This window comes from Burkholderia sp. BCC0044 (assembly GCF_902832955.1).
Lineage (GTDB): Bacteria > Pseudomonadota > Gammaproteobacteria > Burkholderiales > Burkholderiaceae > Burkholderia.
This window is the reverse complement of sequence record NZ_CADFDO010000004.1, coordinates 145,272-171,103: the sequence shown is the minus strand read 5'-3', so window position 1 is coordinate 171,103 and position 25,832 is coordinate 145,272. Positions and strand designations below refer to the sequence as shown.

The 25,832-nt window shown below is 68.9% G+C and carries 24 protein-coding genes; 11 read left to right on the top strand and 13 right to left on the bottom strand.

Annotated features, from left to right (window positions below; genetic code table 11):
• The first annotated feature begins 11 nt into the window (after positions 1-11).
• Positions 12-2,072 (top strand): squalene--hopene cyclase, encoded by a 2,061-nt coding sequence (shc, locus tag HWX14_RS23575; RefSeq protein ID WP_175884788.1) that lies wholly within the window; start codon positions 12-14, stop codon positions 2,070-2,072.
• Positions 2,073-2,163: 91 nt separating this feature from the next.
• On the opposite strand, the gene HWX14_RS23570 is transcribed toward shc, so the two are convergent.
• Positions 2,164-3,078, bottom strand: coding sequence for a LysR substrate-binding domain-containing protein (locus HWX14_RS23570; RefSeq protein WP_175884787.1), 915 nt, complete (start codon positions 3,076-3,078; stop codon positions 2,164-2,166).
• Positions 3,079-3,227: 149 nt separating this feature from the next.
• Between HWX14_RS23570 and HWX14_RS23565 the strand changes: the two genes are divergently transcribed.
• From HWX14_RS23565 to HWX14_RS23545, 5 genes are all read left to right on the top strand, one after another.
• Positions 3,228-4,352 (top strand): FAD-dependent oxidoreductase, encoded by a 1,125-nt coding sequence (locus tag HWX14_RS23565; protein ID WP_175884786.1) that lies wholly within the window; start codon positions 3,228-3,230, stop codon positions 4,350-4,352.
• Positions 4,345-4,644 carry a (2Fe-2S)-binding protein gene (locus tag HWX14_RS23560; protein WP_175884785.1) on the top strand — a complete coding sequence of 100 codons (300 nt, stop codon included), beginning with the start codon at positions 4,345-4,347 and terminating at the stop codon, positions 4,642-4,644. Before HWX14_RS23565 ends, HWX14_RS23560 begins: the two co-directional genes overlap by 8 nt.
• Positions 4,641-6,077 carry a (2Fe-2S)-binding protein gene (locus tag HWX14_RS23555; RefSeq protein ID WP_175884784.1) on the top strand — a complete coding sequence of 479 codons (1,437 nt, stop codon included), beginning with the start codon at positions 4,641-4,643 and terminating at the stop codon, positions 6,075-6,077. The genes HWX14_RS23560 and HWX14_RS23555 overlap by 4 nt, the downstream gene beginning before the upstream one ends.
• A gap of 40 nt (positions 6,078-6,117) precedes the next feature.
• Positions 6,118-6,900, top strand: a complete 783-nt coding sequence (locus tag HWX14_RS23550; RefSeq protein ID WP_175884783.1) for an ABC transporter substrate-binding protein — start codon at positions 6,118-6,120, stop codon at positions 6,898-6,900.
• A 78-nt stretch (positions 6,901-6,978) separates the two neighbouring features.
• Positions 6,979-7,890: a LysR substrate-binding domain-containing protein gene (locus tag HWX14_RS23545; protein ID WP_175884782.1), complete on the top strand. Its 912-nt coding sequence runs from the start codon at positions 6,979-6,981 to the stop codon at positions 7,888-7,890.
• Between the two features lie 231 nt (positions 7,891-8,121).
• On the opposite strand, the gene HWX14_RS23540 is transcribed toward HWX14_RS23545, so the two are convergent.
• Both HWX14_RS23540 and HWX14_RS23535 read right to left on the bottom strand, forming a co-directional pair.
• Positions 8,122-8,538 carry an SRPBCC family protein gene (locus tag HWX14_RS23540; RefSeq protein WP_175884781.1) on the bottom strand — a complete coding sequence of 139 codons (417 nt, stop codon included), beginning with the start codon at positions 8,536-8,538 and terminating at the stop codon, positions 8,122-8,124.
• Between the two features lie 17 nt (positions 8,539-8,555).
• Entirely contained in the window at positions 8,556-9,575 is a 1,020-nt protein-coding gene (locus HWX14_RS23535; RefSeq protein WP_175884780.1) for an aldo/keto reductase, read from the bottom strand.
• Between the two features lie 331 nt (positions 9,576-9,906).
• Here HWX14_RS23535 and HWX14_RS23530 point away from each other — a divergent pair, with 331 nt between their 5' ends.
• Entirely contained in the window at positions 9,907-10,251 is a 345-nt protein-coding gene (locus tag HWX14_RS23530; protein ID WP_175885545.1) for a DUF4148 domain-containing protein, read from the top strand.
• Between the two features lie 114 nt (positions 10,252-10,365).
• Here the strand turns inward: HWX14_RS23530 and ampC are convergent, their stop codons facing one another.
• Positions 10,366-11,535 carry a class C beta-lactamase gene (ampC, locus tag HWX14_RS23525; RefSeq protein WP_175884779.1) on the bottom strand — a complete coding sequence of 390 codons (1,170 nt, stop codon included), beginning with the start codon at positions 11,533-11,535 and terminating at the stop codon, positions 10,366-10,368.
• A gap of 609 nt (positions 11,536-12,144) precedes the next feature.
• Between ampC and HWX14_RS23520 the strand changes: the two genes are divergently transcribed.
• The 3 genes from HWX14_RS23520 to HWX14_RS23510 are packed head-to-tail and all read left to right on the top strand — an operon-like array spanning position 12,145 to position 16,231.
• Positions 12,145-13,452: a hypothetical protein gene (locus HWX14_RS23520; protein WP_175884778.1), complete on the top strand. Its 1,308-nt coding sequence runs from the start codon at positions 12,145-12,147 to the stop codon at positions 13,450-13,452.
• On the top strand, positions 13,446-14,228 hold the full coding sequence (locus HWX14_RS23515; RefSeq protein ID WP_175884777.1) for a DUF1266 domain-containing protein: 783 nt from the start codon (positions 13,446-13,448) through the stop codon (positions 14,226-14,228). Before HWX14_RS23520 ends, HWX14_RS23515 begins: the two co-directional genes overlap by 7 nt.
• Positions 14,229-14,242: 14 nt before the next feature.
• Positions 14,243-16,231 carry a DUF4034 domain-containing protein gene (locus HWX14_RS23510; protein ID WP_244130313.1) on the top strand — a complete coding sequence of 663 codons (1,989 nt, stop codon included), beginning with the start codon at positions 14,243-14,245 and terminating at the stop codon, positions 16,229-16,231.
• 55 nt (positions 16,232-16,286) lie between these two features.
• On the opposite strand, the gene HWX14_RS23505 is transcribed toward HWX14_RS23510, so the two are convergent.
• Together HWX14_RS23505 and HWX14_RS23500 are read right to left on the bottom strand one after the other, a co-directional pair.
• Positions 16,287-17,108, bottom strand: a complete 822-nt coding sequence (locus tag HWX14_RS23505; protein WP_175884775.1) for an alpha/beta hydrolase — start codon at positions 17,106-17,108, stop codon at positions 16,287-16,289.
• Between the two features lie 70 nt (positions 17,109-17,178).
• The gene (locus HWX14_RS23500; protein WP_175884774.1) at positions 17,179-17,670 is read right to left on the bottom strand and encodes a hypothetical protein; all 492 of its coding nucleotides are present in this window, start codon (positions 17,668-17,670) and stop codon (positions 17,179-17,181) included.
• A 393-nt stretch (positions 17,671-18,063) separates the two neighbouring features.
• On the opposite strand from HWX14_RS23500, the gene HWX14_RS36790 reads away from it, so the two are divergent.
• Positions 18,064-18,198: a hypothetical protein gene (locus HWX14_RS36790; RefSeq protein WP_006767081.1), complete on the top strand. Its 135-nt coding sequence runs from the start codon at positions 18,064-18,066 to the stop codon at positions 18,196-18,198.
• Positions 18,199-18,333: 135 nt separating this feature from the next.
• On the opposite strand, the gene HWX14_RS23495 is transcribed toward HWX14_RS36790, so the two are convergent.
• From HWX14_RS23495 to HWX14_RS23465, 7 genes are all read right to left on the bottom strand, one after another.
• Positions 18,334-19,521 (bottom strand): beta-propeller fold lactonase family protein, encoded by a 1,188-nt coding sequence (locus HWX14_RS23495; protein WP_175884773.1) that lies wholly within the window; start codon positions 19,519-19,521, stop codon positions 18,334-18,336.
• A gap of 127 nt (positions 19,522-19,648) precedes the next feature.
• Positions 19,649-21,151, bottom strand: coding sequence for a M81 family metallopeptidase (locus tag HWX14_RS23490; RefSeq protein WP_175884772.1), 1,503 nt, complete (start codon positions 21,149-21,151; stop codon positions 19,649-19,651).
• Positions 21,148-22,437, bottom strand: a complete 1,290-nt coding sequence (locus tag HWX14_RS23485; RefSeq protein WP_175884771.1) for a Zn-dependent hydrolase — start codon at positions 22,435-22,437, stop codon at positions 21,148-21,150. Before HWX14_RS23485 ends, HWX14_RS23490 begins: the two co-directional genes overlap by 4 nt.
• A 32-nt stretch (positions 22,438-22,469) precedes the next feature.
• The gene (locus HWX14_RS23480) at positions 22,470-23,171 is read right to left on the bottom strand and encodes an ABC transporter ATP-binding protein (RefSeq protein WP_050013633.1); all 702 of its coding nucleotides are present in this window, start codon (positions 23,169-23,171) and stop codon (positions 22,470-22,472) included.
• Positions 23,168-23,935: an ABC transporter ATP-binding protein gene (locus tag HWX14_RS23475; protein ID WP_175884770.1), complete on the bottom strand. Its 768-nt coding sequence runs from the start codon at positions 23,933-23,935 to the stop codon at positions 23,168-23,170. Before HWX14_RS23475 ends, HWX14_RS23480 begins: the two co-directional genes overlap by 4 nt.
• A complete protein-coding gene (locus HWX14_RS23470) occupies positions 23,932-24,975 on the bottom strand; it encodes a branched-chain amino acid ABC transporter permease (RefSeq protein ID WP_175884769.1) in 1,044 nt (347 codons plus the stop codon). Before HWX14_RS23470 ends, HWX14_RS23475 begins: the two co-directional genes overlap by 4 nt.
• The gene (locus tag HWX14_RS23465) at positions 24,972-25,832 is read right to left on the bottom strand and encodes a branched-chain amino acid ABC transporter permease (protein WP_027808159.1); all 861 of its coding nucleotides are present in this window, start codon (positions 25,830-25,832) and stop codon (positions 24,972-24,974) included. Before HWX14_RS23465 ends, HWX14_RS23470 begins: the two co-directional genes overlap by 4 nt.

The window sequence follows — 25,832 nt, the reverse complement described above, 5'->3', positions numbered from 1 at the left end:
GTCTGGATGGTATGATCCGCCGCATGAATAAACCGGCCCCCTCTCCCTGGTCCGCGCTCGACACGGCGATCGCCCGTGGACGCGACGCACTCGTACGCCTTCAGCAGCCCGACGGCAGTTGGTGTTTCGAACTCGAATCCGACGCGACGATCACCGCGGAATACATCCTGATGATGCATTTCATGGACAAGATCGACGACGTGCGCCAGGAAAAGATGGCGCGCTACCTGCGCGCGAATCAGCGGCTCGACACGCATGGCGCATGGGATCTGTACGTCGACGGCGCGCCGGACGTGTCGTGCAGCGTGAAGGCGTACTTCGCGCTGAAAGCGGCCGGCGACAGCGAACAGGCGCCGCACATGATCCGCGCGCGCGACGCGATCCTGAAGCTCGGCGGCGCCGCACGCTCTAACGTGTTCACCCGCATCCTGCTCGCGACGTTCGGCCAGGTGCCGTGGCGCGCGGCGCCGTTCATGCCGATCGAATTCGTGCTGTTCCCGAAGTGGGTGCCGATCTCGATGTACAAGGTCGCGTACTGGGCGCGCACGACGATGGTGCCGCTGCTGGTGCTGTGCTCGCTGAAGGCGCGTGCGCGCAATCCGCGCAACGTGTCGATCCGCGAGCTGTTCGTCACGCCGCCGGAAGAAGAACGCCGGTACTTCCCGCCCGCGCGCGGCATGCGCCGGCTGTTCCTCGCGCTCGATCGCATGGTCCGCCCTGTCGAGCCGCTGCTGTCGAAGCGTTTGCGGCAGCGCGCGATCCGGCATGCGGAGACGTGGTGCGCGGAACGGATGAACGGCGAGGACGGGCTCGGCGGCATCTTCCCGCCGATCGTGTACAGCTACCAGATGATGCAGGCGCTCGGCTATCCGGACGACCATCCGCTGCGGCGCGATTGCGAGAACGCGCTGGAGAAGCTGCTGGTGACGCGGCCGGACGGCAGCGTGTATTGCCAGCCGTGCCTGTCGCCGGTGTGGGACACCGCGTGGAGCACGATGGCGCTCGAGCAGGCGCGCGGTGTCGCGGCGCCGGAAACCGACGAAGCGGCCGGCGCGCTGCGCGAACTCGATGCACGCATCGCCCGCGCGTATGACTGGCTCGCCGAGCGGCAGGTGAACGACCTGCGCGGCGACTGGATCGAGAACGTCCCGGCCGACGTCGAACCGGGCGGATGGGCATTCCAGTACGCGAACCCGTACTACCCGGACATCGACGACACGGCGCTCGTCACCGCGATGCTCGATCGCCGCGGCCGCATGCATCGCCATGCGGACGGCACGAACCCGTATGCGCCGCGCGTCGCACGCGCGCTCGACTGGATGCGCGGGCTGCAATCGCGCAACGGCGGCTTCGCGGCGTTCGATGCCGACTGCGACCGCCTGTACCTGAACGCGATTCCGTTCGCCGATCACGGCGCGCTGCTCGATCCGCCGACCGAGGACGTAACGGGCCGCGTGCTGCTGTGCTTCGGCGTGACGAAGCGCACGGACGACCGTGCTTCACTCGCCCGCGCGATCGACTACGTGAAGCGCACGCAGCAGCCCGACGGCAGCTGGTGGGGCCGCTGGGGCACGAACTACCTCTACGGCACGTGGAGCGTGCTGGCCGGCCTCGCGCTCGCCGGCGAAGACAAGTCGCAGCCCTATATCGCTCGCGCGCTCGACTGGCTGCGCGCCCGTCAGCATGCGGACGGCGGCTGGGGCGAGACGAACGACAGCTACATCGACCCGAAGCTGGCCGGTACGAACGGCGGCGAGAGCACGTCGAACTGCACCGCGTGGGCGCTGCTCGCGCAGATGGCGTTCGGCGACTGCGAATCCGATTCGGTGAAGCGAGGCATCGCGTATCTGCAGTCGGTGCAGCAGGAAGACGGCTTCTGGTGGCACCGCTCGCACAATGCGCCGGGCTTCCCGCGCATCTTCTACCTGAAGTATCACGGCTATACCGCGTACTTCCCGCTGTGGGCGCTCGCGCGCTATCGACGGCTGGCGGGCGCGAAGGATGCGGGCGCAACCATGTCGCCCGCGTCCGGCGTACGCGCCACACGCGCAACGGACAGCGCCCTCGCCTGAGCCGGAACCCTGGCCCCCGGCCGAAACGGCAATGCGCCGGCACGCCTGACGGCGTCCGGCGCGCTCAAAGCGACTCCCGTCCCCTTCCTGCTTACGCGTCGCGCGGCGCCCGCATCCGCGCGAACGCATCCCGCAAATCCGCGCAGAACGCGTCGCCGATCATCGACAGCGGCTGCGACGCGGACGTCACCAGATAGAAGTGATCGGGCACGGCCGGCTCGAACGGCTTGACGGCCACGCGATGCCCCGCGTACGCGGCCGTCACCGGATCGATCAGCGCGACGCCGGCGCCGTTCGCGACGAACGCGACGATCGTCTGCGACAGTTGCGCCTCGATCGACAGCACGCGCGACACGCCGGCTTCGACGAACACGCGGTCGATCGCGCTGCGCGCCTCGAAACTCGGCGGAAACGAGATGAACGATTCGTTGCGCAGGTCGGCCGGCTGCACGAGGCGCTTGCGCGCGAGCCGATGCCCGCGCGGCACGATGCAGCGCATCGCGCTTTCCGCGAGCCGCTCGCCGCGCACGGCCGGATGCGGGACGGGTTCGGCGATCAGCCCGACGTCGCATTGCCCCGACGCGACCTTGTCGACGACGGTGGACGCGCTGTGCGCGAGCAGCGTGATGTCGACGCCCGGATGCGCGTGCGAGAAACGCGTGACGAGTTCCGGCAGAAGATCGAGCGCGACGGCGGGCGAGCCGGCCACGCGCAGCGTGCCGCGCCGCATCGCGCGAATCTGCTCGGCGGCCTGCGCGACGCGGTCGAGGCCGACGAACGCGCGCTCGACCTCCTCGTACAGCACGCGCGCCTGCGCGGTCGGCGTGAAGCGCCCCTGCTGCCGCTCGAACAGCACGAAGCCGACCCGCTCCTCGAGATCGGCGATCAGCCGGCTCACGGCCGGCTGCGAGATATGAAGATCGCGCGCCGCGCGCGTGACGGTATGACGCTGCATCACCGCGCGAAATGCTTCGATCTGGCGAATCCTGAGCGAGGGCGTGGTCATAACACTGGATTATGGATCGTTGATCAAGCTGTATTGGACAGCCCATTTTGCCTGTCCGAACATCGGTTCCGCAACGTATTGAAAGCAAGGAGCCGCGCCGCCATGGGATATAACACGCAACCGCCTCACCCGCGACACCGGAGCCGCACATGACCGTGCGCCGCTTCGACGTCGTCGTGGCCGGCGGCGGCCTCGTCGGCATGGCCATTGCGTGGGGCATCGCGCGGCTCGGCCCACGCGTCGCGGTGTGCGACGGCGACGACATCGCGTTTCGCGCGGCGCGCGGCAATTTCGGGCTCGTGTGGGTGCAGGGCAAGGGCGGCCGCTGCCTGCCGTATGCGCGCTGGTCGTGCGAATCGTCGGCGCGCTGGCACGCATTCGCCGCGCAGTTACAGCGCGAAACGGGCGTGGACTGCGCGTTCGAACGTCCGGGCGGCATCGAGCTGTTCGAGCATCGCGCGGAACTCGACGGCGCGACCGACCTGCTCGAATCGCTGCATCGGCAGGATGCCGCGCTGTCGTATGAAGTGCTCGATCCGGCGGCGCTGCGCCGGCTCGTTCCCGCGGCATCGCCGTCGCTGGCCGGCGCGCTGTGGTCGCCGAACGACGGTCACGCGAATCCGCTCACCACGCTGCGCGCGATGTTGCAGGCATTCCAGCAGTGCGGCGGCGTCTACCTGCCGCGCAGCGAAGTCGCCGAGATTCGCCCGCGCGCCGGGCGCTTCGAAATCGACACGCGTAACACGCAGCTCGAAGCCGGGCGCGTGGTGCTCGCGGCCGGCCTCGACAACGCGCGGCTCGCACCGATGGTCGACCTGCGCGCGCCGATCTCGCCGTTGCGCGGCCAGATCATGGTCACCGAGCGCCTCGCGCCGTTTCTCGACTATCCGACGCTCGTCGTCCGGCAGACGCCGGAAGGCTCGGTGCTGCTCGGCGATTCGGCCGAAGACGTCGGCTTCGACGACGGCCAGACGCGCCCGGCGATGGTCGACATCGCGCGCCGTGCGCGCACCGCGTTCCCGGCGCTGGCCCATGCGCGCATCGTGCGCGCGTGGGGGGCGCTGCGCATCATGACGCCCGACGGCCTGCCCGTCTACGAAGCGTCGGCCACGTATCCCGGCGCGTTCATCGCGATCTGCCATAGCGGCGTGACGCTCGCGGCGACCCACGCCGATCTCGTCGCGCCGTGGATCGCCGGCGGCGCCGCACCGGCCGACCTGTCCGCCTTTACCACCGCGCGCTTCGCCGCGCCCACGGAAGCCCGGCATGTTTGAATCCCTCGTTCCCGCCGCCGCGACGCTCGAACGCGTGCGCATCCATATCGACGGCACGCCGCACGACGTGCCCGCGCACTACAGCGTCGCGGCCGCGATGCTCGCCGCCGGTTCGGCCGCGTGCCGCACGAGCGCGGTGAGCAGCGCGCCGCGCGGCCCGTTCTGCATGATGGGCGTGTGCTTCGACTGCCTCGTCGACATCGACGGCGTGCCGAACGTGCAAGGCTGCATGACGCCCGTTTCCGACGGGATGCAGGTGCGCACGATGCACGGCAAGGCGAGGCTCGCATGACGCGCCGCCAGTGCGACCTGCTGATCGTCGGCGCCGGGCCGGCCGGGATGGCGGCGGCGGCCGCCGCGCGTGCGGCCGGCTTGTCGGTCGTGGTCGCGGACGAAGGCCGCGCGCCCGGCGGCCAAATCTACCGCAACGTGGCCGATGCGCCCGCGCCGCTCGCGCAATGGCTTGGCGCCGACTACACGGCCGGCCGCCCGCTCGTCGACAACCTGCTCGCCAGCGGCGCGCATTACCTGCCGCGCAGCGTCGTGTGGCAAATCGCGTTCGAGCCGTCGCCCGTCGCGATGCTCACGCAAAGCGGCCCGTCGCGCGGCACGCTCGAAATCGGCGCGCGCGGGGTGCTGATCGCGACCGGCGCGCAGGAGCGGCCGTGGCCGGTGCCCGGCTGGACGTTGCCCGGCGTGATGGGCGTCGGCGCCGCGCAGACGCTGCTGAAAGCGTCGGGTCTCGCGCCGTCCGCCGACGCCGTGCTCGCGGGTAGCGGCCCGCTGCTGTGGTTGTTCGCCGCGCAGTTGCTGAATGCCGGCCGGCGCGTGCGCGCGCTGATCGATACGACACCGCGCGACGCGTGGCGCCGCGCGCTCCCGCATGCGCTGCCGGCGCTGCGCGGTGCCGACTATCTGATCAAGGGCTGGCGCATGTTGCGCGCGGTGCGCGACGCCGGAATTCCGGTGTATCGCGGCGCGACCGACATCCGCATCGACGGCGATAAACGCGCCGAACGCATTCGCTTTCGCGACACGGAAGGCGTCGTGCAGACGCTCGATACGTCGCTCGTGCTGCTGCACCAAGGCGTCGTTCCGTCGACGCAGCTCGCGCGCTCGCTCGGCTGCGCACACGAATGGGACGAACCGTCGGCATGCTGGCGGCCGCGCTGCGACGCGCGCGGCCACAGCAGCGTGCCGCACGTGTGGATCGCGGGCGACGGCGCGGGCATCGGCGGCGCGCGGGCGGCCGCACTCGCCGGCGAAGTGTCGGCGCTCGACATCGCCGTGCAACTCGGTGCGCTCGACGCGCAACGGCAGGCCGCACGCGAACGCCCGGTGCTGCGCGCGTTGCGCCGCCACCTCGCGGTGCGCCCGCTGCTCGATGCGCTGTACACGCCGCCCGCCGCGCTGCGCCGCCCCGACGACGACACGATCGTGTGCCGCTGCGAGGAAGTCACGGCCGGCGAAATCCGCCAGCTCGCGGCGCTCGGTTGCCAGGGGCCGAACCAGATGAAGGCATTTACGCGCTGCGGGATGGGCCCGTGCCAGGGACGCTGGTGCGGCACGACGGTCGGCGAACTGATCGCCGACGTGCAGCAGCGCGGCGTCGGCGACGTCGGTCACTACCGGATCCGCGCGCCGATCAAGCCGGTCACCGTCGACGACATGGCCGACGCGCTCGAACTGTCGAACGATTTTCAGCGCGGCGAATTTCCGAGCTGACGCGCACGCCCACTCTTCCCCACACGAACGGAGCCTGACCATGAAGACGCGCCTCACGATTCTCCTTTCCGCCGCCGCGATGGCCTTCGCGTCGATGGCGTCGGCGAAGGAATGGACGACCATCCGCATCGGCGTCGATCCGACCTACCCGCCGTTCGAGTCGACCGCGACCGACGGCAGCGTGAAGGGCTTCGACATCGATCTCGGCAACGCGCTGTGCGCGAAGCTGAACGCGAAATGCGTGTGGGTGTCGAGCAGTTTCGACGGGCTGATTCCGGGGCTGCAGGCGCGCAAGTTCGACGTGATCCTGTCGTCGATGGCCGCGACCGAACAGCGGCGCCAGCAGATCGACTTCACCGATCGCCTGTACCGCAACCAGACGCGGCTGATCGCGCGTACCGGGTCGGGGCTGCTGCCGGACGCGGCGAAGCTCGCCGGCAAGCGCGTCGCGGTCGAACAGGGCACGGTGCAGGAAACCTATGCGCGCGAGAAGTGGGCGGCTGCGAAGGTCGAGGTCGTGCCGTATCCGAGCTACGACCAGGCGTATGCGGATCTCGTCACCGGGCGCGTCGACGGTGTGCTGATGGACGCAGTGCAAGGCCAGCTCGGGTTCCTGGCGACGCCGCGCGGCAAGGGCTTCTCGTTCGCGGGCGGCGTGGTGTACGACGCGAAGATCATGGGCAACGGCGACGCGGCCGGCGTGCGCAAGGCCGACAACGACCTGCGCGACGCGCTCAATCGCGCCATCGCGCAGATCCGCAGCGACGGCACGTACGACAAGATCCAGTCGAAATACTTCGACTTCGACATGTACGGGAATTGACCGTTGCACAAATGACGGTTGGACAAATAAGTCTCTCCGGGACATAATTCATAAAACTTGAGTCCCGGAAGGTCTTACATGCTCGACATCCGCCAGCTTCAATATTTCATCGCGGTCGCGGAAGAGGAACACGTCGGCCGCGCGGCCGAACGCCTGCATATTTCGCAATCGCCGCTCAGCCGCCAGATCGCGCAGCTCGAGGAAAAGCTCGGCCTCACGCTGTTCGAACGCAGCCAGCAGCGCATTCGTCTGACGCGTGACGGGCGCACGTTCCTCAGCGAAGCGCACGCGTTCCTGCGCCATGCGAACCGGCTCGAATCGCTCGCGCGCCGGCTCGGCCGCGGCGACGAAGGCGGCCTCTGCATCGGCTACCTCGAAACGGCCACGCACTCGGGCGTGCTGCCGCGTGCGCTGAAAACGCTGCGCGTCGAGCGCCCGTCCGTTCACATCGCTTTGTATAACTATCAATCCGCCGCGCAGCTCGAAGGCTTGCGCGAGCGCAGCCTCGACATCGCGCTCGTCACCGAGCCGCCCGCGCCGGACGATCCCGAACTCGATTCGATGATGGTGCTGAACGACCCGATGCTGCTTGCGCTGCCCGACGGGCATCCGCTCGCGAAAAAGAAGACACTCGCGGCCGACGATCTCGCCGCGCAGGCGTGGATCGGCGTCACGCAGCAGGAAAGCGCGCCGCGTCACGGCGCGTTCGTCGCGGCCTGCGCGAAGGCCGGTTTTTCGCCGGACATTTCGGTGGAAGCAACCGAGCCGCTCGCCGCGCTCGGCCTCGTCGCCGCCGGGCTCGGCGTGACGATGATCCAGCAGAGCCTGCGTCACCAGGTGCCGGAAGGCGTCGTGCTGCGCGAGCTGCCGTGGTTCAGCTACCGCACGCCGCTGTGGGCCGCATGGCACAAGGTCAACCTGCGGCCGCTGGTCGGCATCTTCCGCGAGATCCTGACCGGCGAGGACGTCGTCGCGGCAGTCGGAAAGTGAATCGATGAACGCGCGGGGCGTCGTTGTATCGCGACGCCTTACGCGCCACCAGCGACTGACTGTTGTGCCGATTGCTTCGCAATCCTGATCTTCTTTGGATAGCGCACGACTTGTGATCGACGCGCACCGCAGATGCGCCAACGCCTTCGCAGCGGGCCGAAGCCCGCGACGAAGGCGCTGACGGAGCCCGATATCGCCAGGCTCGTGCTCACACGATGCAGCGTGCCGCCGTCAAGCCGACGCAAAACGCTTCGCCAGCTCCGCGAGACCGTCTTCGTAGATCCCGCGAAACAGCCGGACGGCTTCCTCGTCGGTCGCGCCGTGCGGCGTGAACGTGCCCGACCATTCGACTTTCGCAGTGTTCGGGCCGTGCTCGCGCACGCGCAGCGTCGAGCGATAGTCAACGACCGGGAACGGCGCCGCGAGGATCGCATACGTATAGCTGCGCTCCGCTTCGTCGAACGCGACCAGCCGCTCGACGATCGCGTCGCCCGCCGGATTCGCGAGACGCCGCACGCGCCCGCCTTCGCTCAGCTCGCTGGCCGGAATGTACGACAGCCAGTCGGGCAGCGACCCGAAGCCGCCGATCAGTTGCCAGACCGTATCGGCCGACGCCGCGATCTCGATACCTGCATGAGCCTGTGCCATGTCGCCACCTGTCAGGATCAACGATCGGTGGGCAGCGGCGCATTGGCCGCGATCAGACCTTGTTCGCGCATCTCGCGCCAGAAGTCGGCCGGAATCGCGACGTTCAGCGCCGCCTGGTCTTCCGCGATCCGCTCCGGACGGCTCGCACCCGGAATCACCGCGACGGTGGCCGGATGCGACATCGAGAACTGCAGCGCGGCGGCCTTGATCGGCACGTCGTAACGCGCGGCGATCGCCTTGATCCGCTCGACCTTCGCGAGGATGTCCGGCGAAGCCTTCTGGTATTCGAAGTGCGTGCCGCCCGCGAGCACGCCCGAGCTGTACGGGCCACCGACGACGATCCCGACGTTCTGCGCGGCCGCAGCCGGCATCACGCGTTGCAGCGCGCGCTCGTGATCGAGCAGCGTGTAGCGGCCGGCCAGCAGCATGCCGTCCGGTTGCGGTTCGGCGAGGTCGAGCACCAGTTCGATCGGCTCGACGCGGTTCACGCCGAGGCCCCATGCGTTGATCACGCCTTCTTCGCGCATCTTGCTCAGCACACGGAACGCGCCCTTGCGCGCCACTTCGAATTGCGCGAGCCATTCGTCGCCGTAGAAATCCTGCGCGATGTCATGCACCCACACGATATCGAGACGGTCGGTGCGCAGGCGCTTCAGGCTGTCCTCGATCGAGCGCAGCGTCGCGTCGGCCGTGTAGTCGTTGACGATGCGGTTCGGCCGGCCGTGTTCGAACAGGCCGCCCTTTTCACCGAGATCGCGCGCCGACACGTCTTCGATTTCGTCGAGGATCACGCGGCCGACCTTCGTGCTCAGCACGTATTCGTCACGCGGATGGTTCGCCAGCGCGTCGCCGAGGCGGATTTCCGCGAGGCCGGCGCCATAGAACGGGGCCGAATCGAAATAACGGATACCGTGTTGCCACGCGGCTTCGACGGTGGCCGCGGCTTCCGCGTCGGGGATGTTGCGGAACATGTTGCCGAGCGGGGCGGTACCGAAACCGAGGATCTTGTTGCCGGGCAGCTTGTCTTTGAGACTCATGATTTTCTCCAGGGAAGGATGGAAAGCGAGTTCAGTCTAGGGACGCAGGTTAAGTCTGTCCAAGACGGAATTCGACACACTTGAGTCCCTGGAGGTCTGATTGGCTGACCGGCGGCCTGTTTCGAGCACCGGCCCCGGCGCCCGGTTCGGGCGGGACGCCCGGCCGGCAAGGCTGTCGACCGAATTGCCGATCGATTAGTGACTCGGAATCAAAAATGATTTGGCCTGGCAGCCGTTTTTCCCGGGCGGCGCCGTACCTATATTGGCTGCACGCGCAACGATATCGACGTGGTCGACGTTGGTTGCAGCGCACTCAACCAGACAGGTCCTCATGATGAAAACGCTCGTTTCCTCCACCCTTGCCGCACTGATCCTTTCCGCACCGGCGCTGTCGTTCGCGCAACAGGCCGACCACGCTCTGACCCGCGCCGAAGTGAAGGCGGAAATGGCCCGCCTCGCGGCCGTCGGCTACACCCCGGCGATGGACCACAACCAGTATCCGGCCGCGATCCTTGCCGCCGAAAAGCGCGTGAGCGAAGACGCCGTCGCGCAGGCAGCGCCGCACGCCGCACCGGCCGCGGACAAGACCGGTTACGGCAGCGAAGGCCGCAGCGTCAGCGAATCCGGCCGCGCGACGATGATCAACGGCCGCGACTCGATCTATCGCGGTCATTGAGTCCGAGTCGCGTCGGCGCGCAAGCGAGCCTGACGCTCGATACGCGTACACGCTCGCCGCGCACCGGATTGTCCGCCCCTCATGAGCATTTCCCGACGGGCGGGCATGCCGACGTTACCGCGCGCCGCCGAGCGACCCGAGAATCCGGTACGCGACCTTCACGCGGTCCTCGATCGGCACGTTGCCGTTCGCAAGCATCACGATCGCGAGCCGCTTCGCGGGAACGAACGCGACGTACGTGCTGAAGCCGCCGGTCGAACCCGTCTTGTTGATCCAGGTCGCGGGATTCGGCGCGAGCGGCGGCTGGATCGCGCTGGCCGGCACCGCATCGAACAGCATCTTCGGCGCGTTGCCCGCAAGCAGCGTCGGCAACGCGACCGGGTACGGATACTGTTCCCAGATCAGATCCTGCGTCAGCGGCCCCGCGCGGAAATAGCCGGTGTGCGTGCGTTCGATCGCGCGCTGCAGGCGCGGCGCCGTCTGGATCATCCCCATGTTCGCCTGCACGAAGCGCAACAGGTCGGCGGCCGTGGTCCGCACGCCGTATGCCGGCTGCCACAGCATGCCTTCCGTCATCCGGACCGGCTTGCCGTCCTTCGTGTAGCCCTGCGCGTAGTCGGCCATGCGTGCGGCGGGCACGTCGATGTACGTATGCGTCATCCCGAGCGCGGGAAAGAGCCGCTGCTCCATCAGCGTCGCGAAATCCTGGTGCATCGCCTTCGCGGTGAGCCAGCCGAGCATGCCGATCGCGACGTTCGAATACTTGCGGTGCGTGCCCGGCGCATATTCCGGCCGCCACGCGTCGAGATAGCGGATCAGGCCCGCGTCGTCGCGGATGCTGCCCGGCACCTGCAGCGGCGTGCCGCCGGGCGTGTGGGTGCCGAGCTGGAGCAGCGTCACGACGCCGAACGGCTTGCCCTGCATCTCGGGCAGATATCTGGCCACGGGGTCCGCGAGCGACAGTTCGCCGCCCTCCTGCGCGTCCGCGGCGAGCGTCGCGGTCAGCGTCTTGCTGACCGAGCCGATCTCGAACAGCGTGTCGCCGGTCACCGGCTGGCCGGTCTGCTTCGACATCACGCCGTAGTCGAACACGTACGGCTTGCCGTCGGCCACGATGCCGATCGCCATGCCGGGAATCGCGTACTGCTTCATCAGCGGCGCGATATGGCCCGTGACGGTGTCGCGGAGGTCGTCCTGCGTGACGGCGGCCGCGCGACCGGCCGTGGCGGTCGCGCATGCGGCGACGAACAGGGTCGCGGCGAAGCGTGTCGCGTTGAATCGCATGGGTGCGGTTCCTTCTATTCCTGATGGTTGCATGGACAACAGATCCGGCCGCCCCGCGCGCGGAGGGCGGTGGCCGGCCTGTCGAAGCAGGACTATCCGCTACCGCCCGGCCGCCAACAATCGACGATATGTTGCGCGAGCCGAAAGAAAAACTTATGAGATACGCGACATGCCGGATGGGGGTGCCGCCATTGCGAAGCCACTCGTCCGTTTGCCGGAAAACCTGTCGGTTTCAACAGCATCGAATCCGGCGGCCGAATGGCGTCGCGTCGACCATCGACGAAAAAGAGATAAGTCTTGTCAGATCCGCGCGCGCCGGCCAGCCGCGCGATTGATTCATCCGTATGGATCGAAGTAGACTCGCGGAAGCCAAAAATAAAATCTGACCTGAGAGAAACAATGAATCGTCATTTCCCGATCGCCCGCTCCCGCGTCATCGGCTCCCGCGCGGTCGCGTGATTTTCACGCACCGACCGACCTGAACCGAAATACGCGACGCCGCCGCGTTTCTGCGCGCGCACGTTCGCCGTTTCGCCGTTGAGCCAAAAGAACTGCCAGGATCCCGCGCGCACCGCCCGCGCACGCCCTGCCCGACCGGAGAATGAGCCCGTGACCGAAACCGTGGCCGCGTCGGCCTATCGGCCGCGCGACGTCGTCAATGCGCCCGACATCAGGGCGGCCATCGCCCGCCGCAGCGCCGAGCGCGGCGATCCGGCCGAGATCCTCGCGTGGCTCGGCAATCATTTCTTCCGCTGGGTCGTCGGTGCGTTCGAGCAGGCGCAGCCGCTCGATTCGCTCGCCGATTACCGCGCGCTCGCCGGCGCCGATCGGCCGGCGCCCGAATGGCTCGTGCGCCGGTTCCGCGCGCAACCGGCATCTGGGGCATCTGGGGCATCCGGCCGGACGCCCGATGCGGCGCCGCCGTCCGCCGCGGAACCGGCGCCGCTCTACTTCATCGATCCCGACCACATGCTGCTGATCGACCGCGAACGCGTGCTGGTCGAATTCCTGCGCTCGCGCGCCGGCACGCGGCTCGCGCAGAAACTGCAGCGCATCACCTGCGCGATGGCGCTCGACATGTGGGAGCGCGAGCACCAGCGGATGCAGGCGCGCCGCGACAAGGGCTGGGTGCCGAGCAGCGGCCTCGCGCTGCGCGAGGTGCTGCGCACGCCGAACGGGATCGTGTTCGAATTCGTCGGCGATCATGCGGCGCTGCGCGAGGAACTCGCGTACGAGTCGTACTGCATGCAGCACTGCCTCGGCCAGTTCGCGGATCGCCGCCGGCTGCGCGGCGGCTATGGCGAGCAGTACGCGCAAGCCGTTCAGGACGGCCGGCTGCGCCTGTTCACGCTGCGCGGCGCGGGCAACCAGCCGCACGTGACGATCAGCCTGCAGGCAAGCGGCGACCGCCTGCGCATCGACCAGATCAAGGGCAAGCAGAATCGCCATCCGGTGCGACGCTATGCCGACGACGTCCGCCAGTTCCTGCGCGCGCTCGCGCCGCGCGGCGAGCGTCATCCCGATTGCGAGGGCATGGGCCTCGTGTTCGAACCGGATGCGCCGGGCGCGACCACCGGCGCGTGGACCTTCGTCACCGACGTGCGCTCGCCCGACCATCTGCTGAGCGTGATGAGCGCCAACTTCCACCTGATCGAGCATTTCGAGCAGCCGCCGGCCGTGCTGCAATGGCTGCTGCTGCGCAACGCGCCCTATGCGCTCGGCCAGTTGCGGCAGATCGATCCGGCCGTCGCGGCGGCCGCGCGCCATGCATTGCCGGCCGATGCGCTGCCGGCCGCGCGCGCATCCGACGCGCCGCCGGCCACGGCCGCATTCGAGATCGAAGGCATCGCGATCGATCCCGCGCTGTGCACGGCGTTCGCGTGGCCTGCGCCGGCGGACGGGAGCCCGTCATGCTGAAACTGCTGCTTGGCGCGGTCGTGCTGTGGCTCGCGTGGTACGTGTGGCGCTCGTTCCGGGTCGCCGCGCGGATGGTGCGCGAAGTCGACGCCGACCAGGCCGCGGGCGCCGACAGCGCGGTGCCGGTGCGGCAAACCATGGCCGTCCGGCTCGCGCATACGCAGGCCGAGCAGGCGCCGCCGAACCGCCGCCGCTGGGCGCTCGCGCTGGCCGACATCCTGCTGATCCGCAACGGGCTGCGCTGCGATTGCGACGACCTCGTCCATGCGCTGCCCGATTCGCAGCGCGAACAACTCGCGCGCCAGGTGCGGCGCGAACTCGACCTGCCGGCCGATCTGCCCGAGTGGCAGATCGTGCAGCGCGTGCCGACGATTCTCGCGGGCTGGATCCGCGGCGTCGGCCGCTCGCACGACGGCTTCTACGAACAGCTCGCCGCGGTGGGGCGCGTGCGCGACGCACTCGCGTTCGATTGCGCGCGCACCGCGTTTCTCGTGCGCTGCATCGCGCTGCTCGGCTGGACGTCCGAACAGCACGCGTGGATCGTGCTGCTGCTCAACGCGCAGCGCGCGCAGGACAGCTTCGACAGCTGGGAAGACTTCGGGCTCGCGTATGCGCGGGCGCGCCAACAGTGGCTGCGCGGCAGCGGCCAGGATGGTCCCGCGTCGTCGCGCGCCACGCAGGAAGTGCGCGAATACCTGCGCAATCCGTCCGGAAACTGGCTTTCGCTGCCGTGGAAGCGCTACCGCATCTTCGATCCCCAACCCGTTTCGCCATGACCGCCGATACCGACATGTCCTCCGCTTGCGCCGACCTGATTCCGCCCGCGCCATCCCGCTGGTTCATTTGCGACGTCGACGCGCTGCTGCGCGCAGGCGAGTTCGCCGCGCTCGACGCGCAACTCGATGCCGCGCTCGCCGCCAGCTTCGCCGATCGCACCGCCGAGGCGCGGTACGCCGACGCGCTGCCGGCCGACGTGCAGCCGTGCATCGACGCCGGCGCCGAAGGCCTCGCGCGGCTGCGCGCGTGGCAGGCCGCGAACCCGCGCTCCGCGCACGCGTGGCTGTGCGAAGCGCATTACTGGCACCACTGGGCCTACGAGTACCGCGGCAGCGGCTGGGCCGAAACGGTGACCGAAGCCGGCTGGATCGGCGCGCACGCATGCGCGACGCTGACGCTCGTCGCCGCGCTGCGCGCGCTGGTGCTCGCGCCGACGATGTGGAGCGCGCCGATGGTGATCTTCACGAGCGTGTCGTCGTTCGGCGAACCCGAGTGGCTCACGCGGCTCGTGCGCGAACGCCGCTGGCCCGTCACCGAACTGCATCTGAACGCCGGCGCGGAAGACGAAGCCACGCGCGCCGAACTGCAGCACATGTTCGCGCGTTCGGGGCTGAACCCCGACGTGCCGGTCGCCTGCCCGCCGGAATTTCCGGACGCGCTGCCCGGCCCGGTCCAGGGCAAGAAGCTGCGCAAGGAGAAGTGGTACTGGATGGAAGCGACGCTGCACATCCACCCGGCGCTGTTCTTCCCGATGCGCACGTTCATCTGGTACATGCAGCCGCGCTGGGGCGGCTCGCACGATCACATCCGCGCGTTCGTCGCGTCCGACGCATGCGCGCACCTCGATGCGGTCGAGAAGGACCGGCTGCTGCACGAGATCTGGCGCGACGACTACGCCGGCAACACGCTCGACGCGGATGACGACGAAGACGACGCACGCCGCGCAATGACCGCGACGCTCGCGCGTGCGCAGGCCGCGCTGCATCCGTATCACCGCTGGGAGACACTGCACTGGCTCGCGTACAGCCACTTCAAGCGCAGCGAGTACGAACAGGCCTACGCGCGGCTGCAGGAAGCCGAGCGCAACGAGCCGATCGACGACAACCGCGCGATGGCGATGGGTGTGCGGCTGGCCCTCGGCCTCGATCCGCATGGCGACTGGCTGACCCGCGCGATCGAGCGTGCATCGGACGCACGTGCATGCACGTCGGCGATGATCCTGCGCGGCTACGGACACCGCACGGGCACGTTCGGTTTCGCGCAGGACGACGCGCGCGGCGACGCCTGGCTCGAAGCCGCGCGCGAGAACGAGCCCGGCTCGCTCGCTTGGAACCAGATCGCCACCGCATTCGAGTATGAAAACCGGCGCCCCGCCGATGCCCTCGCCATCTGCCAGCTCGGCTACGAGGCGGGCGGCGATTCGTGCGACTACCTGCTCGGCTGCTTCTACAAGGACGGCATGCATGTCGAGGCCGACCCGTACCGCGCCGCCCACTACTTCCGCGAATCGATGGAAGCCGGCGGCAACATGGCAGCGTACCGGCTCGGCTACACATACCATCACATCGGGCAGACCAGCACGGACCGGGCCGAACGCGTGCGCATGCAGGTCGAGGCCGTCGAGGCCGCGCGCAAGGCGCACGAGATGGGGCATACGGACGGCCTCGAGTGCATGCTGATGTTCATCGGCGACATCGAAGATTATCCGTCGCGCCATCGCTACGTCGACGAACTGCGCCGACATGCGCAAGGCGGCCACCCGGCCGCGATGGCCGCGTTGTCGTTCTTCCTTGCCGACATCAACGACAAGTCGCTGTACGACTATCGCGAAAGCGTGCGGTGGATCATGGGCGCGCAGGCGATCGCGCCGGACGACGAATACGTGCTGAACATCACGCGCGTCAGCCACGAAGACGGCATGCTCGGGAAGCTGCGCTACAAGCTGCAGCGCAAGCAAATCAAGGCGCACGAGATTCCCGGCGCCGACAACGCGATGGTCTGAACGCGGGCCGACTCACGCGCCCGCTCGGCGGCGGGCCGTGCGTCCTGCCCGCGCATCACCCCGGCAGCCGGTCGAGAAACGCCAGCATCGCCGCGTTGAACCGCGCGGGCCGCTGCAGCGGCGCGAAATGGCTCACGTCGGGCAGGATCGTTAGCGTCGCGCCCGGGATCGTCCGCGCGAGGTACGCCGCATGCTCGGGCCGGATGAATTCGTCGTGCTCGCCCTGCACGATCGCAACCGGCACGGCGATCGCCGCGAGATCCTGCGCGGTGTAATTCGGTTGCGTGCGCATCATTTCGCTGACGGCCGCGACGAACGCGTCGAACTGGCCCGGTGTCGCGGACAGCTGTGCGTAGTCCTTGCGATGCCGCGCGAAACAGCGGTCGATCAGCGGGCTCGGCACCATCTCCTTCGTGCCGCCCGGATCCATGTTGCACGCGAAGAAGAACACGCCGGCCGCGCGTTCCGGTGCGCGCGCGGCCAGCACGAGCGCGATGCATGCGCCGTCGCTCCAGCCGACGAAGCGTGCACGGTCGACGTGCAGCGCGTCCAGCACGGCCAGCACGGCCAGCACGTCCGATGCCATGCGTTCGTACGAATAGGGGCGATCGTCGCGCGTGCTGCGGCCGTGCCCGCGGCTGTCGATCACGATCGCGCGGTAACCGGCCGCGAGCAGCGCCGGCACCTGGTTACCCCAGTTGCCGCCGTGGCCGAGGCCGCCGTGCAGCAGCACGACCGCCGGCCCCTGGCCGAACGACGCGTGCCAGATGCGCGCGCCGTCGTGGTCGAGCCATCCTTCGGCATCGGCTGCCGGCAGCGGCGTGCCGCCGTGCGCGTCGAAGCGAACGAGTTCGTCGTCGTCGAGTTCCGCATTCATCGTTCAGCCATCCTTGAGAGGGAGACGAGCTGGCAATTGTAATGCGGGCGGCAGACGCCGCCGTGACAGCTCAGGCCTGCGTCGACACCAGCCCGCCCGCCTGCGAGCCGCCGGATTTTTCCAGCGCCGCGGCGAGTTGCGAGATCGCCGTCGCGAGCGCGGCTGAAATCGCGCTGGCTTCCGCGCTCAGCGACTGCTGTTCGACGGCCGCGGCCGGGTCGTCCTTTGCGCGCTGGGCCGCGGCGGCCATCTGCCGCTCCAGTGTCGCGAGCTGCTTCTGCAGCCGCTCGATCAGCGCCTTCAACTGGGCGACCGCCGGGTCTTCCGCCGATGCGCCCGATGCGCCGGACGTTGCGCCGGTGGCGCCGGTCGAATCCTTCGTGCCGGTGGTGCTCGACGTGCCGGTCGCCGCGGTGGTGCCGGGGGTGCCCGTTGTGCTCGTCGTGCCCGCGGCATCTGTCGTACCGCCAGTGGACGACGTCGCGGCGGGCGGGTTCGGGTTCGCGGTCACGCCGCTGTCCGCGAGCGGCGCGCGCGTGGTCGTGGAGAAATCGATCTGCATCGTGTCGGTCCGTGTTGACAGGGGCGGGAATCGCCTTCCAGCACGTTTACGGCATTCGTCACACGAAACTTGAATATCGGGGCCGGGTGGATTGCCCGGCGATGACCGCAATTGATCGCGAAAGGGCCAGATTGGCGGCATGACGGCGCTGGTAAAATCGCCGCTTCGCCGGCTGTATGCGCACGTCGGACGCCTCGTTCGGCCCGATCGCGCGATACCGCCGGCTCCGACTCGCGGACTTTCGAGGCGCGGCATGCAACGTATGCCAACGACGCCCTCTCAGCCTCCGAGTCGCCTTTTCCGTCCGCCTGCATGCGTGCCCCGTTCACCGTTCGAGCGGCCAACGCCGCGCGCGGCATGCATTCAACTCATCGTACATTCGAGGAACACACGATGGCCCGCATCGGCGCCTTCTGCATCACGACGTGGCTCGCCGCCGCGATTCTCTACTTCGGCCAGCACTCCGTCGCGATGATCGTGCTCAGCGGTGTCGTGGTGTTCGGCGGGTTCGATCTGCTGCGTCCGTAACTGCGGGCGTGCGACCCGGTGCGGCCGCACCGGGCGCTTCTTTCCGCGTGCATCCTCGCGAGCGCGCCGCCGATTCGCCTACGCCTTCATCCCTTGAAGGAGCGCGCAAGCCGCGAACAACGCCCGCCTCGCCTGTCAGCGCGGCAACGTCCTCAACGAAGACGGCCCGCCCGTCAGCGCGATCCGCTTGCCCGTATCGCGCAGCTTGCCGCCCTCGACCGCATACAACGCAAGCTGCCGCTCGACGTTGAACTGCACGATCACGTGCCGGCTGTCGGCGGTAAACACGATGCCCTGCGCGGCTTCGCCGCCCGGCGCCTCGCTCACCTTCACCGCCTGCCCGTCGCGGATCTCGAACAGCAGCACCTTGCCGATCTTGTGGCGGCCCGGGTTGTCGGCCGTCAGGTTCGAGCCGTCCATCGCCTGCACTGCGATCCACTTGCCGTTCGGCGAAATCGCGACGCCTTCCGGCAGCGACGGCACCGTCAAATACTGGACCGTGCGGAACGGCACGCGCGACACGTCGATCAGCGCGACCGAATCGGCGTCGCCCGCGAGCGTGCCGGTATAGCCCGGCAGCCCCGCGAGGCCGACGTTGCTGACGACGGCCCAGCGGTTGTCGCTCGACACGTCGATCGTGTAAGGTGCGACGCCCGTGCTCAGGCGCGTCCCGCTGTCGGTCACCTTGCCGTCGTCGACGTTCAGCACCGCGATGCCCTGCTCGTCGCGCAGCGACACGAGCGCATGCTTGCCGTCGTGCGTGAAGCTGATGCCCGCCAGCCGCTTCTTGCCGATTTTCAGGCTGCCGTCGAGCGTCACCTGCGTGCCGTCGATGCGCAGGATCGACACGCTGCCGTCGACGTTGGCGACGAGCGCGAGCCGGCCCGAGCGGTCGATCGCGATCCCCTGCGGATGCGTGCCGAGCTCGATGCGCGTGATCGCGGGCGGCGCGGTGTCCAGATTCACGACCTGCAGGAACGTATCGAACACGAGCTGCTTCGCGGCCGTGTCGTAGCGCGTCGGCGCGCCGACCAGCGCGAGCTTCGCGTCGGGCGTGATCGCGACGGCCTGCGGCGGCCCCTGGATGCCGTTCTCGACGTCGACCTGCAACGCGACCTTCGGCGGGAACGTGCTGGCGTCGAGCAGCGTCAGCGTGTCGGCGGGCGGAGAAGGCAGATAGGTGTCGCGGCCCTCGACGCGCTGGTACTTGCCGTCGTTGCCGGACACGATCCAGTCGGCGGCGTGCACGGCAACGGCCGTCGTGGCGAGAGTCAGCGCGGCGAGCAGGCGCGCGCTGCGCAGGCGGAAGGGATTCGATTGCATGGCGGTCGGTTCTCCGGATCGGTTGCGGACGCAATGGCTTGACCGACCCTGCTGCCCGACGGGCCGGCGCCATCGGATGATGCCCGAAAGCGGGCCGACCCGGCGTCTCGCGCCCGGTTCCGCTCCGTCAATTCGTGCGTCGCGTGCCCGCCGAGCACTCGCCGATATCGTCGAGCGGATACACCGGCCGCGCGAGCCGTTCGTAGCGGAACAGCCCGAAGTCCGAACCGGTCACGCCGCGGCTGTCGCATTCGACCAGCGCGGACGAAATCGGCACGAACACCGGCCGGCAATACATCCGCGATTTCAGCAGCAGGAAGCGCGCGCGGCGCGGATCGACGCCGACGCTCTCGAACACGCCGAGATCCCACGGCTCCTGCGTGCGCTCGGTGACGACGAGCGTGGCCGTGCCGATATCGAGCACGGCCGCGCGGCCCATGTACGCACGCTGCCCGGTGTACGTCGGCCCGGTGATCACGTATTCGCCGTCGGTGATCGCGCGCACGATGCCCGTCGCGCGAAACGGTTCGCGCCGCACGCCGCCGTGCGACGGCAGCCGGTTGCCGACCGGCACCGTGACGGTGGCGCCGACGCCCGCGTCGATCAGCGCCGCGACGGCTTCGGGGTCGCACAACGGCCCGCTGACGATCCCGTCGAGCCCGTGCGCGAGCGCGGCTTCGAGCAGGTCCATCGTGTCGCACGGGCCGCCCGACATGCAGTTGTCGCCGTGATCGAGCATCAGCACCGGGCGGTCCGCGCCGCGGGCGAGCGCCGCGGCCTGCGCGACCGACTCCGCGAGCGGCGCGCTGCGATAGACGAAGTCGTCGCGCGCGTCCCAGATCTGCCGCGCGATGCGCTCGGCCACCGCATCGGCCGCAGCGCGGTCGCCGTCGGCCACCACGACCACGCTGATGCACGGCGCGGGAATATCCGCGAGCGAGAAGCCGGGCAGGATCGACACCGCGAGCATGCCGTCCGCCTCGGCCGCCAACGCGGCCTCCACCGCGCGCCGCATCGCGCCTTCGGCGCTCGCGCTGCGCAGCGTCGACGTCATCAGCGGCGGCTGCCGCCACGCGAGCACGGGCTGCGCGCGGCCGTGCAGCCGGTCGAGCAGCAGCCGCGCGGCGTGCTCGCCGGTCTCATACATGTCGACGTGCGGATAGGTCTTGAAACTGACGATCACGTCTGCGTTGTCGACCATCTTCTGCGTGACGTTTGCGTGCAGATCGAGCGCGACCGCGATCGGCACATCGGGCAGCGCCGCGCGCACGCGCGCGAGCAGGTCGCCCTCGCCGTCCGCGCTCTGCTCGGCGACCATCGCGCCGTGCAGGTCGAGCATCACCGCGTCGCAACCGGGTGCGGCCGCAACGATCGCATCGCAGATCGCCGCATACGCGTCGGCCGCGACTGGCCCGCTCGGGTTCGCGGCCGCCGATACCGGCGTCACGATGTCCGCGCCTTCGCGTTCGGCCGCATCGATGAACGCGGCCATCGCGGTGCGCATCCCGCGATTCGCGCGATACGCGTCGTCGCCCCAGTCGGGGCCATGACGGCCGAACGCGGCGAGCGGCGTCGGCACCGGCGAGAACGTGTTGGTCTCGTGGTTCATCCGGGCAATCAGGATCTTCATCGCGCAGCGCCCTCCGCGATGCCGGCCGCGCCCAGCATCGCATGCAGCAGCACGTTGCAGCCGGCTTCCAGATGGACCGGATCGGCGTCCTCGATCTCGTTGTGGCTGATGCCGTCCTTGCACGGCACGAAGATCATCGCGGTCGGCGCGACGCGCGCGAGATACACCGCGTCGTGGCCCGCACCGCTGATCACGTTCATCGACGACAGCCCGAGCGCATGCGCGCCGGCGCGGACCTGCTCGACCAACGCCGGATCGAACGGCTGCGGCGGAAAGTACACGACCGGCTCGATGTCGATCCGCATCCCGGCCGCCGCGCCCAGATCCGCGCATGCCGCACGCAGTTGCGCGTCCATCGCCGTCAGCGTCGCGTCGTCGGCCGCGCGCAGGTCGACGGTCAGCGTCACGCGGCCCGGAATCACGTTGCGCGAATTCGGATGCACGTCGACCCAGCCGACCGTGCCGCGCCCATGCGGCGGATGCGCACGCGCGATCTCATTCACCTTGCGCACGAGATCGGCTGCGACCAGCAGTGCGTCGCGGCGCAGTTCCATCGGCGTCGGGCCCGCATGCGCCTCCATCCCGTGGACGGTCACGTCGTACCAGCGCTGTCCGAGCGCGCCCTCGACCACGCCGATCGTCGTGTCGTGCGCCTCCAGTACCGGCCCCTGCTCGATATGCGCTTCGAAATACGCGCCGACCGGATGCGCGCCGCGCCCCTCGTCCGCACTGCCCGCATAGCCGATCGCGGCCAGCGCATCGCGCACCGACACGCCGTCGCGGTCGCATTGCGCCAGTGCATGATCGAGCGTGAACGCGCCCGCGAACACGCCTGAACCCATCATCACCGGCACGAAGCGCGACCCTTCCTCGTTGGTCCAGACGGCCACCTCGAGCGGCGCGCGCGTGCGCACCCCGGCGTCGTCGAGCGTGCGCAGCACCTCGAGGCCGGCCAGCACGCCGTAGTTGCCGTCGAACTTGCCGCCGGTCGGCTGCGTGTCGATATGACTGCCCGTCGCGACGGGCGGCAGGTCGTCCCGTTCGCCCGCGCGCCGCGCAAAGATATTACCGATCGCATCGACGCGCACCGTGCAGCCGATGTCCTTCGCCCATGCGACGAACAGGTCGCGCGCGTCGCGATCGAGTTCGGTGAGCGCGAGGCGGCACACGCCGCCCTTGTCGGTCGCGCCAATCCGCGCGAGCCGCATCAGGCTGTCCCACAGCCGCGCGCCGTCGACGCGCAAGCCGGACGCCGCGACGCCCGGAGTCGAATCCTGTACTTGCATCGTTGCCATTCCTCGCATTGAAAGGGCACGGCTCATGCCACGCCGACGCCCAGGTACCGGTCCTTCACGTCATGGTCGGCCGCGAACGCCGCGTTGCTGCCTTCGTAGACGATCACGCCCTGTTCGATCACGAAGTGGCGATCCGCGAGCTGCGTGCACACTTCGAGGTTCTGTTCGACGAGCAGGATCGCGACGCCGGCCGCCTTGATCCGCTTCAACTGCTCGACGATTTCCTCGACGATCACCGGCGCGAGCCCCTCGACCGGCTCGTCGAGCATCAGCAGCCGCGGATGATTCATCAGCGCGCGGCCGATCGCGAGCATCTGCTGCTCGCCGCCCGACAACTGCGCGCCGCCGTTGCGGCGGCGCTCCTTCAGGCGCGGAAAGATCCGGTAGATATCGTCGAGCTGCCACGGCGAATCGCGCCGTGCGCCGAGCCGCAGGTTTTCCTCGACCGACAGCAGCCGGAAAATCCCGCGATGCTCGGGCACGAAGCACAGGCCGCGCGCGGCGATGCGGTGCGCCGGCTGCCCGGACACCGGCCGGCCCGCGAACGTCACCGTGCCGCCGGTCGGCGCGACGACGCCCGCGATCGTCTTCAGCGTCGTCGATTTGCCCGCGCCGTTGCGCCCGAGCAGCGTCACCGTCTCGCCTTCGTTCACGTTCAGCGAAATGCCCTGCAGCACGTGGCTCTTGCCGTAGCACGCATGAACCTCTTTCACGTCGAGCATCATGCACGGCCTCCGGTGATCATGTTGCCGAGATACGCGCTGCGCACACGCGCGTCGCCGCGAATCGCGTCGGGTTTGCCTTCGACCAGCACGCGCCCCTGCTGCATCACCGTGATCGTGTCCGAGATGTCCATCACGATGCCCATGTTGTGTTCGATCAGCACGACCGTGTAATCGTCGCGCAGGCCGCGGATCAGCGTCTTCATGTCGTCGAGATCGTCGATGCCCATGCCCGACGTCGGCTCGTCGAGGAAGATCGCGCGCGGCCGCGCCGCCAGCGCCATGCCGACTTCGAGCCGGCGCTGCTGGCCATGCGACAGCACGCCGGCCACGGTGTCGGCGAAGCGTTGCAGGCCGAGCCGCTCGAGGACGTCGTCGACGATGCCGCCATGCGCAAGCGCGCCGCGCGGCGGCGTCCACGGATTCAGCGCCCGCCGCGATTCGACGCCCTGTGCGGCGACGCGCAGGTTCTCGCGCACGCTCAGGTTCGGAAACAGGCTCGTCACCTGGAACGAGCGTGCGATCCCGCGCCGCACGCGCTTGTGATCGGGTTCGTGCGACACGTCGTGACCGTCGAACAGGATCGAGCCCGACGTGATCGGCAGCGTGCCGGTCAGCGTATGGAACAGCGTCGTCTTGCCCGCGCCGTTCGGGCCGATCACCGAATGCACGGTGCGCGGCATGATGCGCAGATCGACGCCGCCCAGCGCCGTGAACTTGCCGTAGCGCTTGACGATGCCGCGCGCTTCGAGAATCGCTTCGCTCATTGCCGCTCCTTGACCGTGGCCGCCGCGCGATCGCCACGCCGCAGCGACGCCACGATGCGTTCGCCCAGCCCCCACAACCCGCGCTGCATGAACAGGCTGACCGCGATCAGGACGAGGCCGAGCAGCAGCAGCCAGCGCGGCCACAGCGTCGATAGCCAGTCCGCGAACAGCACGTAGAACGCCGCGCCGAGCACCGACGCGAACAGGTTGCCCGTGCCGCCGATCACCGTCATCACGAGGATCATTTCGCTCGTGTGATAGTCGATGTTCGACAGCGGCGCGATGCCCGTCATCAACGCGTGCAGCGCGCCCGCCAGGCCCGTGACCGCGCCGGAGATCACGAACGCCGCGAGCTTGAAGCGCTTCACGTCGTAGCCGGCCGCCGCCGCGCGCGCCTCGTTGTCGCGAATCGCGAGCAGCGTGCGGCCGAACACCGAGCGCGACACGCGCAGCAGCAGCCAGAACACCGCGACGAACAGCACCGCGACGAAGCCGTAGTAGCGCCACGGCGAATCGAGCGACACGAGCGGATGCCCGAACGCGGCGAGCGCCGGGCGCGGGATGTCGAGCAACCCGTTGTCGCCGCCCGTCACATCCGGCGTCGTATACGCGAGGAAATAGAACAGTTGCCCGAACGCGAGCGTCAGCATCACAAAATAGGTGCCGCGCTGCCGGATCGAGAACCAGCCGACGAGTGCGGCCGCGACGGCGCCGAGCACCGCCGCCGCAAGCAGCGCGACGCTCACCGATGCGACGCCGCGCGTCAGCACCAGCCCCGCCGCGTAGCTGCCGAGCCCGAAGAAGATCCCCTGCCCGAACGACAGCAGCCCCGTGTAGCCGAGCAGCAGGTTGCAGCCGAGCGCGGCGAGCGCGAACACCAGCACTTCGGTCGCGAGCGAGCCCGAGCTCAGCACGAGCGGCAACACGCACGCGGCCACCACCGCGAGCCAGCCTTCCGGCCGCTGCAGCACGCCGCGCCACGGCCGCGAGCGTTGCGACGTCGCCGCGCCCGGCGGCAGCGGTTTCGACGAATCGATCATGCGGCCCTCCCCAGCAAACCGTTCGGACGCAGCAGCAGCACGGCCGCCATCGCAACGTAGATCATCAGCCGCGCGCCTTCCGGCCACAGCGTGCTCATCAGGCTCTGCACGATGCCGACCAGCAGCCCGCCGACGAGCGCACCGAGAAAATTCCCCATCCCGCCGACGACGACCACGACGAACGCGACGCCGAGCGCCTCGATCCCCATGAACGGATCGACGCCGCGGATCGGTGCGGCGAGCACGCCAGCCAGCGCGGCCGTCGCCGCGCCGAGCGCGAACACGAGGCTGAACACGCGGGTCACGTTGATGCCGAGCAGCGACACCATCTCCGTCGACTCGCTGCCCGCGCGCACCGTACTGCCGAGCCGCGTGCCTTCGAGCACCCACCACAGCAACGCGGCGAGCACGGCCGTGAACGCGATCACGAACAGCCGGTACTTCGGGTAAACGAAGCCGCCCCAGATCACGACGCCATTCAGCGCGTCGGGCGGCGGCACGTTGTCGCCGAGCGGCCCCCATGCGAGGATCGCGCACTCCTGCAGCACGAGCGCGAGCCCGACCGTCGCGAGGATGTGGAATTCGTGCTGCTGCGCGTACACGTGGCGCAGCACCAGCTTCTCGACGATCCATGCGAACGCGCCGACGACGAGCGGCACGACCGCGAGCGCGACCCAGAAATTCGCCGACCATTGCAGTGCCTGGTAGCAGAGATACGCACCGAGCAGATAGAACGCGCCGTGAGCGAAATTCACGAAGCGCAGCAGGCCGAACACGATCGACAGGCCGACGGCGAGCAGGAAATACAGCATGCCCACGCCGATGCCGTTGACGATCTGCAGCAGATAGACGTTCAT